The organism is Limnohabitans sp. JirII-31 (assembly GCF_002778315.1).
Classification (GTDB): Bacteria; Pseudomonadota; Gammaproteobacteria; order Burkholderiales; family Burkholderiaceae_C; genus Limnohabitans.
The window spans coordinates 1-12,886 of record NZ_NESA01000017.1 but is presented as its reverse complement, the minus strand read 5'-3'; the positions used below and the strand labels follow the sequence as shown (position 1 = coordinate 12,886).

Genomic DNA, 12,886 nt, shown 5'->3' with positions numbered 1-12,886 from the left:
ATCGTGGCACATGCAAACGGTGCTTTGTGCCTCAAGGCGTGGCGGCCTGCTGCATGCGCAGTCGCCGGGCGGCGTCTTCAGCACGGGCGTCGTCGATCTCGCGCATCACAGCGCTCAGGTCGACATCGGCGGTGCTGCGGTCGAAGCGCCCTGTCAGCACAGTGTCTTGTGCCAACACACCTTGTTGGTAGAGGCTCCAAATTTCAGGGCCAAAGTCGGTGCGCAGCAACTCGGGGGCGAATTGGCCAAAGAAGTCGCGCAAATTGGCCACATCGCGCAGCAGCATGCGCTGCGCATGGTTGTTGCCCGCTGCGTCAACGGCCTGCGGCAAGTCGATGATGACGGGCACGTCCTGTCCCGCCTCATCGGCCAGCAAGATATTGAACTCCGACAAATCCCCATGCACCACGCCCGCACACACCATGCGCACCACCTCGCCAATCAGGGTGCGGTGGTGCTGCAAGGCTTGCTCCGGCGTGAAGGCCACGTCGTTGAGGCGCGGGGCTGCATCGCCTTGGGCATCGGTGACCAGCTCCATCAACAGCACGCCTTCGTAAAAGTTGTACGGCTGGGGCACGCGCACACCGGCACCCGCCAGTCGGTACAGCGCATCCACTTCGGCGCTTTGCCACGCGGCTTCTTGGGCTTGGCGGCCAAACTTGGTGCCTTTGGCCATGGCACGGGCCTGACGCGAGTTTTTGACTTTGCGGTTTTCGGTGTAGTCCACCGCTTGGCGAAAGCTGCGCTGGGTGGCCTCTTTGTAAATCTTGGCGCAACGGGTGTCGTCGCCGCAGCGCACCACATACACCATGGCTTCTTTGCCGCTCATGAGCTGTCGCACCACGGTGTCGATCAGGCCTTCGTCAACAAGGGCTTGGAGTCTGGGGGGTGCTTTCATGCCACCATTTTGCGCGCTGCGTTGGCCGCCAACCACTCGGCCATGCGCTCGGGTTGGGTGACGGTGCGCAAGTCCATGTAGGCGTCTTGGGCTTGGGGGTAGTGCTTGCGCAAAAAGTTCAGCCACTGCTTGAAGCGCCCGGCTTGGTGGTGGCGCTGAATGCGGGTGCAGGTGATGGCCCAAAACGCCGCCAAGTGCGGCCCCAAGTCGTCCCAGCTCACGCCCACGGTCGGCGCATCGGGGTCGGTGGTACCGGCATCCCAGGCTTTGATCGCCAGGCCCAAGCCTGGGTTGGTCACGATGCCGCGCCCCACCATCAAGGCATGACAGCCCGACTCAGCGCGGGCCCGCAGCGCGTCGGGCACACTCCAGATTTCACCGTTGGCCACCAGTGGGGTCTTGACCACGGCGCGGATGTCTTCAATGCGCGGCCAATACGCCGGTGGCCGATAGCCGTCGGCCTTGGTGCGCGCATGCACCACGATTTCGCTGGCCCCACCTGCCTCCAGCGCTTGGGCGCAGGCTTCGGCACGGCGGTCGTCGTCAAACCCCAGGCGCATCTTGGCCGACACCACTTGGTGCGCAGGCACGGCGCGGCGCACCGCACGCACGATCTGAAACAACACCTCGGGGTCTTGCAACAAGGCGGCACCGCCGCCATGGCGGTTGACTTGCTTGGCCGGACAGCCAAAGTTCAGGTCCACGCCATCGCAGCCCATACCCGCCACACGGGCAGCGTTGTCGGCCAGGCAGTCGGGGTCGGAGCCCAGCAACTGCGGGCGCACTGGCACCCCAGCAGGTGTGCGCCCGCCGTTGGCCAACTCGGGCACCACACGCAAAAACGTGCGCTCGGGCAGCAAGGTGTTGGTGACGCGGATGAACTCCGACACGCAGCGGTCAATACCGCCCACGCGGGTCAGCACATCGCGCAGCACGCAGTCGAGCAGGCCCTCCATGGGGGCAAGGATGATCATTGGGGAAAAGTCTTTCGCAAGGGGGCTGGCAGTGTAGACCAGGCCACTCGACAACGACACCCGATAGGGGCTCTCAGGGGCCCGTCTGAGGCACCATGGTCATTTGCTGGGACAATCGATCCTTTGCAAAAATTTGCATTCCTAGTTTGTCTTTGATCCATGTCCAGCACCCTCTCTTTCCAAGTACGCCCCGCCTCCCCTCAAGACGCAGCCCACATCGCCGAACTCTACGCAGCCACTGCCAAAGAAGCCTTCCAGTCCATGCGCACCGGCTCCTCTGTGCCCCCTGTCCCTGAAATCAAAAACACCGCCTATTGGCGCGAAGCCATTCAATACGCCGAGCCACAAGTGCAGGTGGCGGTGGCAAGTGGCCAACTGATTGGTTTTGTGGGCTTTGACCGCTCACGCGACAAAGGCACGCCCAACACCATGGGCGAGATTTGGGACATTTACGTCAGCCCCAGCCACTGGTCGCAAGGTGTGGGTCTGGCCTTGTGGGACGCGGCACGCGAAGGCCTGCAAGAAGAAGGCTGCACCCATGTGTCCATCTGGGTGCCCATTGCCAACGACCGCGCCATGCGCTTTCACGAGTTAGCCGGCTTCAAGCGCGAGATGAACAGTGCCAAAACCGTGCCCATGGGCCCCGTGAAGGTGGAAGAAATTCGCCTCAAGCAAGCGCTGTGATGCGCAAGCGGTAGAACCACGTGTCAGAACATTACGCAGCCCTGGGGCTCAAGAGCGATGCCAGCCTGGCTGACATCAAAAAAGCCTTCCGTCAAAAAGCCTCGCAATTCCACCCCGACCGCAACACGGACGAGGACGCACCCGCACGCTTTCGTGCTGCGCAAGAGGCCTACGAGGTGCTGTCCGACGACGCCAAGCGCCAAGCCTATGACGACAACCGCCGCCGCAACCTGCTGGACGACCCCGCACAGACGGCACGCGAGATCTGGCACAGCTACTTTCAGCAACTGCTCAACCGGGCTTGACCATGCACATTTCTCCCTTCTTTCAAGAGCTGCGCTCGGCCTACCAAGCTGAGTTGGACGACCTGAGTTTTGACTCGGAAGGCCAACACGTGCTGCACAAACGCTTGGCTGAAAAACGCCAGGCCATGACGTTTTTGCTGCAAATGATGGACCTCAACCCCGAGATGGTGGCGGTGGTCTTGCACCAAGCCTTTCAGTTCAACGCCCCGGCCATGATGGACCACTTGTTGAGCCGCGACGCCGACGAGCTGCTCAGCTGGGACGAGCTGTCCGACAGCTTGCACATCGCCCCCTGGGCCCAGCCCATGGTGCAAACCGCGTTGAGCGAGCCCACCGGTGCCTGGTTTTTGACGGTGGCCTCGGCGCTGGAGTACATGCACCAAAAACCCATGGGCGCCGCCGCACAGACAGCCCGTACAGACGCCGACGACGATGCCACCGAGCGCGCGCACGCCGGACCAGAGGACGAAGAAGAACGCGAAGCCCGTGAGCGCGAGGAAGCTGGCAACGCCTGGATGGTGGAACAAGGCTTTGACAGCAAAGAATAAACAAGGACACACGCCATGAACGCACTCGCCCTGATTGCCAAAACCCAAAGCCTGATCGCCAGCGGCGACATCGTGGCCGCCGAAGCGGCCTTGGTGGAGCTGGCCGACACCGAGGGCGACCAAGCCCTGATGGTGGTGCTGGAGCAATTGCCGCCCAAAGATATCTTGGCCGTGATTCGCGAGTACGACAACTCCAAAGAGTCGGTCATCAACCTGTTGGTCTCGCCCGAGCAGTTCGCGCGTGCCGTGGTGATTGAAAAACAATACAAAGACCTGACGCGTACCCACTTCCGCGGCATGATGAACGCCATCATCTTTCGCGAAGACGCAGACCCCATCGAGTTTTTGACCGCCATTGGCGACCTCGAAGGCGGTGCAGAAGCCCTGGCGGACTACTTCTCTGAAAAGTGGAGCCGCGTGGAGGCCTTTGCCCGCACCGGCACGTTTGAGACGGTGGAAGACGACGGCGACATCTTGTCTGAGTCCGCCCTGCTGGGCTCGGCCTACATCAAGCCTCGGGTGGAAGAAGACGAAGTGGCCGACCAAGACTGGATGCAACTGGCTTGGATATTGCGCCACAAACTGCCTGATTTGTTCATTGAGATGCTGCTGGTGCTGCGCGCCAAGGCACGCGCCCATGACCTCGGGCTGTCTGAAGAAGAAGGCTCTGACGAGGACGACAACAAGGTCGAGACCAGCGCCACCGACCGTGGCCAGGCCACTCCGGCAGCACGTGACTCCGACGAAGAGTCGGCCATTTGACGCGCAGTAGCGCACCCTACAAACGCCCTGTTGAATCCCCTGGCTGCAACCTTTCAAACCATGTCTGACACCGGTTTACCCAACCCCACCCAATCCAACACAGCCACCCATGTGGCGATGTTCGATGGCCGTGCATTTTTTGAAAAGGCCTTGGTGTTTGGTGTGCAACACGGCATCTTGGACCAAGCCCGGCTCGACGCCATCGCCACCGATGCGCCAAAAGGCATGGTGCAAATTGCGCGCTACTTTGGCAGCGAATTTTTACGCCCCGAGATTGAAAAGGCCAAAGACCGCATCGTGAATTTGGTAAGCCTGAATCTGGAGCTGCTCAGCGGCGGCGACTTGGCCCAAGCCGCGCAAGCCCTGCGCGAGCATTCGTTCATGTCGCGCTCCAAGGCGGCCTCTGACATGCTCAAAGCCCTCATCGTGATGCCCCAAAACACCCACTTCGGCATGAACGAGCATGGGAGCTTTGGCGACAAACACATTCCGCAATTGGCCAAGTGGTCGCTGTGTACCCTAGCCGACTACCAAGCGGAATTGGCCAAGCGTCAACAGGTGGCCCACGTGATCGAAGCGGCCATCTGGCTGGCCGAGCCGATGGGCCTGGGTGCCGACGACCTTGAAGAAGCGGGTTGTGACGCAGAAGCCGTCATTCGCACGGCCTTGCTCGCTGTGGCGGCCCGACAGACCCAATGGCCCGACTGGGTGGCGTTTCAAAAAATGGTCACCTCCTTGCGCGCATCCAGTGCCAAGAAAGGCATCACGCTCGCAAGCCCGAAAGCCTTGCCGGCAGCCTACAAATCGGCGGTCGATACCGTGCTTGCCAACGTGCAAGCTGACTTGCCCAAAATCTTGGATGCCACCCTCACCCCCCACAAACTGTTCCAGCAAACGCCCGCTTTTGTGGGCCGCTACTTTTGGTTGGAAGACGGTTTGTCCGAGGTGGACCACTTTGACCGCCAAGCCTCTGCCGCTTGGCACAAAGCCACCGCCGGCCACAACGACGACAGCTCGTTGCTGACCCTGTTCTTGTGTATCGCCGCAGGCAGCCTAGGCAAGACCTTGCTCACCGAAAAAACTGCGGCCACGCTGGTGCGCAAAATTCGCAAGTCGGGCCTGAACCCGGCGTTGGCCCAGCAGTTCATCGCAGAGCACGCCCCCGCGCAGCACCAAAGCGACTACCTGCGCATGTGGCGCAGCTTTGTGGACGAGGCACAGACCACGCTGGAGAGCGACCACGACTACAAGCTGCACGATGCCCTGGCCTTGCTGCGGCACGAATGCAATGTGAGCGACTGATTCTGTCGCCCATGCCACCCCACGCCGTTTCGCGCCTGCGCAGCGCCCGCTTGGCGCGTAGCGTCAAGCCCTTTTTGGCCAGAGGCGGCCCCAAGGGTGAGCGCTGCGCGGGCTGTCGCCTCATCCTCAGCCACTGCATGTGCGCGCTACGCCACAGCGTGCCCACCACGGCTGGCATGTGCCTGCTCATGGCCGACATTGAACCGCTCAAACCCAGCAACACCGGCTGGCTGATTGCCGACGTGGTGCCAGACACCTTTGCCTTTGGCTGGGCCCGTACCGAAGTTGACCCCGCCCTGTTGCGCTTGTTGGCTGACCCGCAATGGCAAGGGTATGTGGTGTTTCCCGGAGAGTTTGTGGCGCCCGAGCGTGTGGTGAACCAGGTGCAACACGACCACGCACGCCGCCCACTGTTCATCATGCTCGACGGAACCTGGGCCGAGGCACGCAAGATGTTCCACAAAAGCCCTTACCTCAACCAGCTCCCCGTGCTGAGCCTCAACCCAGAGCAGATGTCGCGCTACACGCTGCGCCGCTCCAAACGTGATGACCACTTTTGCACCGCAGAAGTGGGGGCCATGTGCTTGGAATTGGCCCAAGACACGCACGCCGCAGACACCTTGAACGCCTACTTGGATGTCTACACCGAGCACTACCTCAAGGCCAAACACCAACAAGCGGTGGACTTGGACGATGCCGTGCACAGGGTCTTGCGCGCCTTGCGTTAAAGCGCTGCCCAAGGGTTCAAGAGCGTGAGGCCTAAACCCTCAAAGTGTTTGACATTGCGCGTGGCCAGCACCGCACCATGCGCCACACAGATGGCGGCTATCTGCGCATCTGCCATGGCCAATGCGAGGCCTTGGCGCTCTTGGGTTGCCACCAACTCGGCATAGATCACCGCAGACTCTAAATCGAACGGCAAGACGCGACCCATGAAGTCCTCGTCCAACATGGCAGACACCGTCTGCGCCAATTGCCGCTTGCGCGCGCCCTCCGACAAGCGTGCAATGCCATACAACAGCTCAGACACCACCACACTGTTGAGCCACAACTCCTGCGTGGCTTGTGCATTCAACCAAGTCAAGACACCCGGCTCGGGCGCTGGTCGCATCAACTCAGACACCACATTGGTGTCGAGAACGATCAAGGCGAAACCTCGGTCTTGAAGTCCTGAGCACGGGGCAAGTCACGGCGCTCAGGCAACGCCAACTCCACGCCGCCCATGAGGGCGAATCGGGCATGAATGCGGCTTCCCAAACCCTTGGTGGCGGCAGGTTGCGTCAACACATTGCGCAAGATGGTGCGAACCTCTTCCTCCATCGATCGGCCGTGTGCGGCAGCGGCATGTCGCAGTTTGTCTTTGATGGCCGGTTCGATGTTGCGGATGGTCAAGGTGCTCATGCGGGTCTCCTGATGGCTAGAAATTATATGCAAGCACTGCTAGCAATGAAAGCAAATTTCCATTGCCCAATCATGAGCTCACCTTATCGTGACCGACAATGACACCTTTTACTTTCAGTCGGCAGCGACTTTCTATGGCGATTCAATGGTTTCCCGGACACATGCACCTCACGCGCAAAGCGATTGGGGAGCGCATCAAAGACATTGACGTGGTCATTGAAATGCTCGACGCGCGGCTGCCCGGCTCTAGTGCCAACCCGATGCTGGCCGAGCTGATCAAAGGCAAACCCGCCCTCAAGGTGTTGAGCAAACAAGACCTGGCCGACCCGGCACGCACCGCCTTGTGGTTGACGCATTACAACGCCATGCCGGGCGTCAAGGCGATTGGCCTAGACACCAGCATGAGTTCGCCCGCCAAAGCCTTGGTGGACGCTTGCCAACAACTCGCGCCCCACCGCGGCGGCATGGTCAAGCCCATGCGGGTGTTGATTTGCGGCATTCCCAATGTGGGCAAATCCACCTTGATCAACACGCTCAAAGGCAAACGCGCGGCCAAGACCGGTGACGAAGCCGGTGTGACCAAGCTGGAGCAACGCATCACACTGGCCGACGACTTTTACTTGTACGACACGCCTGGCGTGCTGTGGCCACGCATCATCGTGGCGCAAAGCGGCTACAACCTAGCGGCCAGCGGTGCGATTGGCGTGAACGCCTTCGACGAAGAAGAAGTGGCGCTGGAGTTGCTGAACTACCTGATTCCCCACTACCCCCAAGCGCTGCATGCGCGCTACAAAGTCAACGATGTGCCCAGCCACAGCGACGAACAGTTGCTAGAGGCAATTGGCCGCCAGCGCGGCGCGGTGCAAAGCGGTGGGCGTGTGAACACCGCCAAAGCCTCAGACATCGTGATCCACGATTTCCGCTCTGGCGCGCTGGGTCGGGTGACGCTGGAGACGCCCGAAGAGTTTGCCCAATGGCTGACTGAGGGCAAACAAGCCGATGCCGAACGTGCGGTGCGCAAAGACGGCACTGAAAAAAACAAGCCCAAGAAAAAGCCACGCCCGTGAACCAGCGCCTCGACACCCCCGACAAAGAAGCCATCGCCCTGCTCCCACCTTTTGAGCGGCTGGGGCTGGACCGCATCACCCTGGTCACCACCGGCAAGCAGGCCCAACTTGCGCACGACGCGCTGGTGACGGCCCGTGCCTGGGGCTTTGACACCGAGTCCAAACCGACCTTCAAGGTGGGTGAGGCCTCTGACGGGCCGCATGTGTTGCAACTCTCAACCGGCGAACGCGCTTGGGTGTTTCAACTGCACGAGCCCGATTGCCGTGCTGTTGCCGCCGACTTGCTGGCACGCAGCGACATTGCCAAGGCGGGTTTTGGTTTAGGCGATGACCGCAAACGCATCATCCAAAAGTTTGGTGTGGAGCCAGCGGGTGTTTTGGAACTGAACACGATTTTTCGTGTACAGGGTTACCGCAAGGAAATGGGCGTCAAAGGCGCAGTGGCGGTGCTCTTCAACCAGCGGTTTCAAAAGTCTAAAAAGGCAGCCACCAGCAACTGGGCCAACCTACGTTTGAGCGAATCGCAGCTCATCTATGCGGCCAACGATGCGTATGCGGCGTTTCGGGTGTGGGAAGCGCTGGGGCTTTGAAGACGGCGTGATGTTGCAGGACCGCCCCGAGAACTTGCTCACGCACGAGACGACGGCCATAACCGCACAAAGTCAAACGAGAGTTGGCGGTGGTGCCGGATGTTCAAAAGGTATACCGTTGCTCGGTTGTCCATGACCGCATAAAGCATCAAGTAGTCGCCATGCAGATACTCTCGCAGCGAGTTTGCTGCGCCCGCAGGCAGTGCAGCCAGCTGGGCCAACGCCTCGACAGACTGCGGCGGGTTTGCCAAATAACGCCGCCCCATGCGGGGAAAGCGTTTCAAATTTGGAATGACGATGGTGCGAATCTCTGCCAGCAAGTCATCAAAAGCGAACCCAGCATCCGCTTGCACCAAGAACGCTTCAATATCGTTGAGGCGTTCTAAAAAACTCCCGGTCAGTTCGACCTTAAACAGCAGGTCAGCCACGAACTACAACCGCAGCCTTGCGACGTTGCTGAATTTGACTGATGGCGTCATCGGCCTCAAAAGTACGACCCGCCTCTATGTCGGCCAAACCGCGTTTGGCATCGTCGATCAACAGCAGGTGAATGCGCTCGCGTTCCAGCCGGTGGTAGTAGTCGAGTCTGTCGGCATCAATCAGAGCGACGTAACTCTCGCCGTTCTTGGTGATGATCTTCTCTGCGCCGGCTTTGACCTGGTCAGCCAGTTCAGACAGGTTTGAGCGCGCTTGGGTAAAGGGCACAACGTCGCTGGCGGTAAATCCCATGGCAGACTCCTTGAACCGAGGTTACAGAATTCTGTGCATTCTATTCTGATGCGCAGTAAAAGCCAAAATGGTCCATCAGCTAAAAAGACATGCCACCCCACGCGAAGTCCTAAAATTGATGCTGTCTTCAGTCCAGTGTTCGAGCCCCATTCGGACCCAACCCCCCACAATTTTCACAATGCTCCACACTGCGGGCCACAGCGCTGGCACACCCCCTGACACCACCACCTCGGTGCTGGAATTTGCCAATGCCTTGTGGCGCGTGCGTCGGCCCAAGCCCTTTGTATTGGTCATTGAAGGCCAAGCAGGACAAGGGGAAGCTACACCCAGTGACTATCTCCACGACAAGCTGCTCTTGCCCGAATGGCGCGAGGCCTTTTACCAATTGGTCGACACCACGGGCCTCGTGGTCTGCCTGAATGTGCACACCCAACACCCCGCCTACCGCGATGTGCGCGGACGCTCTAGCAAAGGACGGTTGAGCCAAGGCGAGTACTACCACCACGACGGCTGCACAGGCCCCGTCAAGCCGCGCTTTGTGGAAATTCGCTGCCCCATTCAGCCACAAACACGCGGCATCGCCACCGCCGTGGCACCACACAGCGATGTGGTGAAAGCCATGGTGCAAGTGCTGCCCGCCGAATTGGCAGCCACACCGGCTTTGGCCGGAATTGACATGAGCCTAGCCACCATCAGCCAGATGGACGATGCAGCGCTCGACCACTTGCAAGGCCTCATCACGCGCACCGTACGCAAAAAACTCAACGCCGAAGGCGCGCGCAACTACTTTCGCCAAGTGGATGCCGCCGCCAATGCCTACTTTGAACCTTGGGCCTTGGGCGAAAGCCGCTTCATTGCCAACGCCAACAGCGGCGTGACCATGCAACACCGCCGCGCCTACCAAGCCCCACACACCGGCGGCGTGGCCAATGGGCACTTGGTCAAGCGGTGGACGAACGAAGAGTTGCTGCTACCCGGCCAAGCGGTGGACCACGCCTTGATTGCTGCGCTGTGCAGCGAAGAAGGCGATGAAGTGGATGGGGTGCGGGCTGAGGGGTGTTACCTTGGGGCGCATTGAGCCCCGTCTCAGTCGGGTGTATTCCCCGGCAACTCTGCAAACTTGGCCGCCATCGTGGGGTTGCCCCGGGTGAGCTTCTTGATCGTCAAGTCGTCGGCCTTGTCGTTGGCCAGACGCAAATTGTTGGCCGACTTGTGCAGCGCTTCCTTGGTTTTTTCCAAGTCCTTGATCGCATCGTCAATGCGCCGAACAGCTTCTTCAAAACCCTCAGAGGCTAGGCGCCAATTGCGGCCAAACGCCGTCTTGAATTCGTCCAGCTGGGTTTCGAACTTGGTGATGTCCACGTTCTGCGAGCGCACCAGGGCCAGCTCGGACTTGTACTTCATCGCGTTCAAAGCGGCATTGCGCAACAGCGTGATCAGGGGCACAAAGAACTGCGGCCGCACCACGTACATCTTGGGGTAGCGGTGCGACACATCGACGATGCCGCTGTTGTACAACTCGCTCTCCGGCTCCAGCAGGGACACCAGCACCGCGTACTCGCACGCTTTTTCCGTGCGGTCCTTGTCCAGCTCTTTCAGAAAATCTTCGTTCCGCTTCTTGGTGGCCGTCTCGTCGCTTTCGTTCTTCATCTCAAACATGATGGAGACGATCTCGGAGCCCGACTCGTCTGAGTCGCGAAAAATATAGTCGCCCTTGCTGCCGGTACGGGCGTCGTTGTCTTTCTCAAAATACGCCCTTTGAAAAGCGGCCGCACGGATGCGGTTGAACTCGATCTCGCAGTGCTGCTCAAGGGTTTCACCCACCATCTTGGTCGACAGCCGCGCCTTCATTTCCCGCAGGCGCGCAATCTCACCATCACGGTCGCGCAGCTGCAAGGCGTATTGCTCCTTGATGACTTTCTCTTCCAGCTGATTTTTCACGGCAATGAGGTTGAGGTCATTTTTCAAGTCATCGCGCTCGCGGGCGACCACACCCACGGCCTCGTTCACGGCCACATTGACGGCCAATTGGCGCGTTGTCTCGCTGGCCTCCAGCTTGGCTTGCAGCGCCTGAATTTCGGCGTCCTTTTTGGCAGCTTCGGCCTGCAACGCATGAGCCAGCTTGGCCTCGGCCAACTGGGCTGCCGCTTGGCTGCTGTTGCGCGCCCTCTCCTGTTCGGTCTTCAGCTCGTTGGCCAACTGATCGCGCTCTTTGCTCACCGTGCCCAAAGCCTCCGTCACGGCCAGCTTGCGCGCCACATCGCCCGCGTCGAGCTGGGCTTTCAGCGCCTGAATCTCAGTGTCTTTGGCAGCCGCTGTTTTTTGCAGCGCATTAGTGACATTGGCCTCGGCCAAGGCAATCGCGTCGCGCTTTTCCCGCTCGGCCAGCTCCAGCCGATCGTGCAACTGCTGCTCGAACTCGCCATCACGCACCTGCTTGAGAATGTCGGCGTAACCCGCCTCGTCGATCTTGAAGGCTTTGCTGCAATGAGGGCAGATGATTTCGTGCATGTCTGTGCGTCCTGTTCTTGTTAGTAGTCGACGAGTGGTCAATTGGTCGAATGACCCATTTGCTATTCGGTGCGCTCTGGCTCTCCAATACTTTTGAGTAAAGCGTTGTATTGAACCTTGTCAGAGGCATAGATCTTGTCTAGAACGTAGTTCGCAACCTTTGCGATCTCCGGAATCTCAACGGGCTTGAAACTCCTATCTGGTACAGCTTCAAGGTGGGAAAACTCATTGTTCAGCCGATTTACCAAAGCGACAGCGGTGTCTTCCTCTTCGCCAAAGAACTTCTTTATTCGCTCAAATGCATCACTTTTGTCATCATGGTATGGGAACTTGAAAAACAAAAAAGCTTCTAGGAACTTGCGCAGGTTGTTGCCGAAACCGAAGAACGGCTCGTGACTATCAGCTGCCGCAGCTTGATCTTTGCACTTGTAGATTTGGTGAAAAAGGTAGTGAAACTCTGTGATGTAGTCCCGAAGATACGAGGGCATGAGCAGAACATTGCTTGAAGCTCCATTGCGCTCAATCATGAAGTACTCATGATCGCTTGCATTTTTTGTCTTGCCTTCTCCTGCTGGGATCTTTTTTGATGGAATGGATAGGCGCTTAAGGTATTTCAGGAAATCCAAGTTGTGAGTGGATATGAAGAGTTGCTTGTAGCGATATGAGTTTGCGCCGTTCTTCTTGATTGGTTTAGCTATCAAGCTTTCAATCAGGCTGAACATGAAGAAGATGTGATTGCCGTCCAAGCTTGAGATTGGATCATCGATGTAGATGATCAAATCCTTTCCTTTGCTCTCTGGGTCATCAAGCTTCGCCATGAAATAACAGAAGGCGATTAGGCTGCACTCTCCCTCGCTGAGGTTGTACGCGGCTTTCCCGTCCCGTGTGACTTCAAACTTGACTGTGACTTTGTCCTCACCATCGCGGGCCTCCAGCTTTATTCCGTCATGACCGAAGAAGTTGGTGAGCAGGGAATTGACTCGTTCGGTGAATCGCCCCGTGTTTTGAGGAGGCTCCAACCTTTGAGAAGATGGAGCTATGAGCAAATCAAATCGTTTTTCCCCCGAAGTGCGCGAACGCGCTGTTCGCATGTTGCAAGAGCATCGTGGCGAATA

General features: G+C 58.9%; 17 protein-coding genes. 9 read left to right on the top strand and 8 right to left on the bottom strand.

Annotation, left to right across the window (positions count from 1 at the left end; translation table 11 throughout):
• Window positions 1-31 precede the first annotated feature (31 nt).
• Together B9Z41_RS15830 and B9Z41_RS15825 are read right to left on the bottom strand one after the other, a co-directional pair.
• A complete protein-coding gene (locus tag B9Z41_RS15830; protein ID WP_100148084.1) occupies window positions 32-898 on the bottom strand; it encodes a PA4780 family RIO1-like protein kinase in 867 nt (288 codons plus the stop codon).
• Window positions 895-1,872 carry a tRNA-dihydrouridine synthase gene (locus tag B9Z41_RS15825; RefSeq protein WP_100148052.1) on the bottom strand — a complete coding sequence of 326 codons (978 nt, stop codon included), beginning with the start codon at window positions 1,870-1,872 and terminating at the stop codon, window positions 895-897. The genes B9Z41_RS15830 and B9Z41_RS15825 overlap by 4 nt, the downstream gene beginning before the upstream one ends.
• Window positions 1,873-2,031: 159 nt before the next feature.
• Between B9Z41_RS15825 and B9Z41_RS15820 the strand changes: the two genes are divergently transcribed.
• Genes B9Z41_RS15820 through B9Z41_RS15795 form a run of 6 tightly spaced genes read left to right on the top strand, consistent with a single transcriptional unit; the run spans window position 2,032 to window position 6,201 of the window.
• Complete coding sequence (locus tag B9Z41_RS15820) at window positions 2,032-2,556, top strand: GNAT family N-acetyltransferase (RefSeq protein WP_100148051.1); 525 nt, start codon at window positions 2,032-2,034, stop codon at window positions 2,554-2,556.
• A 20-nt stretch (window positions 2,557-2,576) separates the two neighbouring features.
• On the top strand, window positions 2,577-2,861 hold the full coding sequence (locus B9Z41_RS15815; protein WP_100148050.1) for a DnaJ domain-containing protein: 285 nt from the start codon (window positions 2,577-2,579) through the stop codon (window positions 2,859-2,861).
• 2 nt (window positions 2,862-2,863) lie between these two features.
• Window positions 2,864-3,409, top strand: a complete 546-nt coding sequence (locus B9Z41_RS15810) for a hypothetical protein (RefSeq protein WP_100148049.1) — start codon at window positions 2,864-2,866, stop codon at window positions 3,407-3,409.
• 15 nt (window positions 3,410-3,424) lie between these two features.
• Window positions 3,425-4,171 (top strand): hypothetical protein, encoded by a 747-nt coding sequence (locus B9Z41_RS15805; RefSeq protein ID WP_100148048.1) that lies wholly within the window; start codon window positions 3,425-3,427, stop codon window positions 4,169-4,171.
• Window positions 4,172-4,231: 60 nt separating this feature from the next.
• Window positions 4,232-5,473 carry a hypothetical protein gene (locus B9Z41_RS15800; RefSeq protein ID WP_100148083.1) on the top strand — a complete coding sequence of 414 codons (1,242 nt, stop codon included), beginning with the start codon at window positions 4,232-4,234 and terminating at the stop codon, window positions 5,471-5,473.
• Window positions 5,474-5,484: 11 nt separating this feature from the next.
• A complete protein-coding gene (locus B9Z41_RS15795) occupies window positions 5,485-6,201 on the top strand; it encodes a tRNA-uridine aminocarboxypropyltransferase (RefSeq protein WP_233202740.1) in 717 nt (238 codons plus the stop codon).
• Here the strand turns inward: B9Z41_RS15795 and B9Z41_RS15790 are convergent.
• On the bottom strand, window positions 6,198-6,620 hold the full coding sequence (locus B9Z41_RS15790) for a type II toxin-antitoxin system VapC family toxin (RefSeq protein WP_100148046.1): 423 nt from the start codon (window positions 6,618-6,620) through the stop codon (window positions 6,198-6,200). The genes B9Z41_RS15795 and B9Z41_RS15790 overlap by 4 nt on opposite strands.
• Window positions 6,617-6,874 (bottom strand): Arc family DNA-binding protein, encoded by a 258-nt coding sequence (locus B9Z41_RS15785; RefSeq protein WP_100148045.1) that lies wholly within the window; start codon window positions 6,872-6,874, stop codon window positions 6,617-6,619. The genes B9Z41_RS15790 and B9Z41_RS15785 overlap by 4 nt, the downstream gene beginning before the upstream one ends.
• Before the next feature lie 134 nt (window positions 6,875-7,008).
• Between B9Z41_RS15785 and ylqF the strand changes: the two genes are divergently transcribed.
• Both ylqF and B9Z41_RS15775 read left to right on the top strand, forming a co-directional pair.
• A complete protein-coding gene (ylqF, locus tag B9Z41_RS15780) occupies window positions 7,009-7,941 on the top strand; it encodes a ribosome biogenesis GTPase YlqF (RefSeq protein ID WP_100148044.1) in 933 nt (310 codons plus the stop codon).
• Window positions 7,938-8,531, top strand: a complete 594-nt coding sequence (locus B9Z41_RS15775) for a 3'-5' exonuclease (protein WP_100148043.1) — start codon at window positions 7,938-7,940, stop codon at window positions 8,529-8,531. The genes ylqF and B9Z41_RS15775 overlap by 4 nt, the downstream gene beginning before the upstream one ends.
• 38 nt (window positions 8,532-8,569) lie before the next feature.
• On the opposite strand, the gene B9Z41_RS15770 is transcribed toward B9Z41_RS15775, so the two are convergent.
• Both B9Z41_RS15770 and B9Z41_RS15765 read right to left on the bottom strand, forming a co-directional pair.
• Window positions 8,570-8,959 carry a type II toxin-antitoxin system RelE/ParE family toxin gene (locus B9Z41_RS15770; protein ID WP_100148042.1) on the bottom strand — a complete coding sequence of 130 codons (390 nt, stop codon included), beginning with the start codon at window positions 8,957-8,959 and terminating at the stop codon, window positions 8,570-8,572.
• On the bottom strand, window positions 8,952-9,260 hold the full coding sequence (locus tag B9Z41_RS15765; protein ID WP_100148041.1) for a type II toxin-antitoxin system Phd/YefM family antitoxin: 309 nt from the start codon (window positions 9,258-9,260) through the stop codon (window positions 8,952-8,954). Before B9Z41_RS15765 ends, B9Z41_RS15770 begins: the two co-directional genes overlap by 8 nt.
• A 178-nt stretch (window positions 9,261-9,438) precedes the next feature.
• On the opposite strand from B9Z41_RS15765, the gene B9Z41_RS15760 reads away from it, so the two are divergent.
• A complete protein-coding gene (locus B9Z41_RS15760) occupies window positions 9,439-10,338 on the top strand; it encodes a hypothetical protein (RefSeq protein WP_100148040.1) in 900 nt (299 codons plus the stop codon).
• Between the two features lie 8 nt (window positions 10,339-10,346).
• Here the strand turns inward: B9Z41_RS15760 and B9Z41_RS15755 are convergent, their stop codons facing one another.
• Both B9Z41_RS15755 and B9Z41_RS15750 read right to left on the bottom strand, forming a co-directional pair.
• Window positions 10,347-11,771, bottom strand: a complete 1,425-nt coding sequence (locus B9Z41_RS15755) for a DUF2130 domain-containing protein (protein WP_100148039.1) — start codon at window positions 11,769-11,771, stop codon at window positions 10,347-10,349.
• 62 nt (window positions 11,772-11,833) lie between these two features.
• Window positions 11,834-12,790, bottom strand: coding sequence for an AAA family ATPase (locus tag B9Z41_RS15750; RefSeq protein WP_233202750.1), 957 nt, complete (start codon window positions 12,788-12,790; stop codon window positions 11,834-11,836).
• Window positions 12,791-12,886 lie beyond the last annotated feature (96 nt).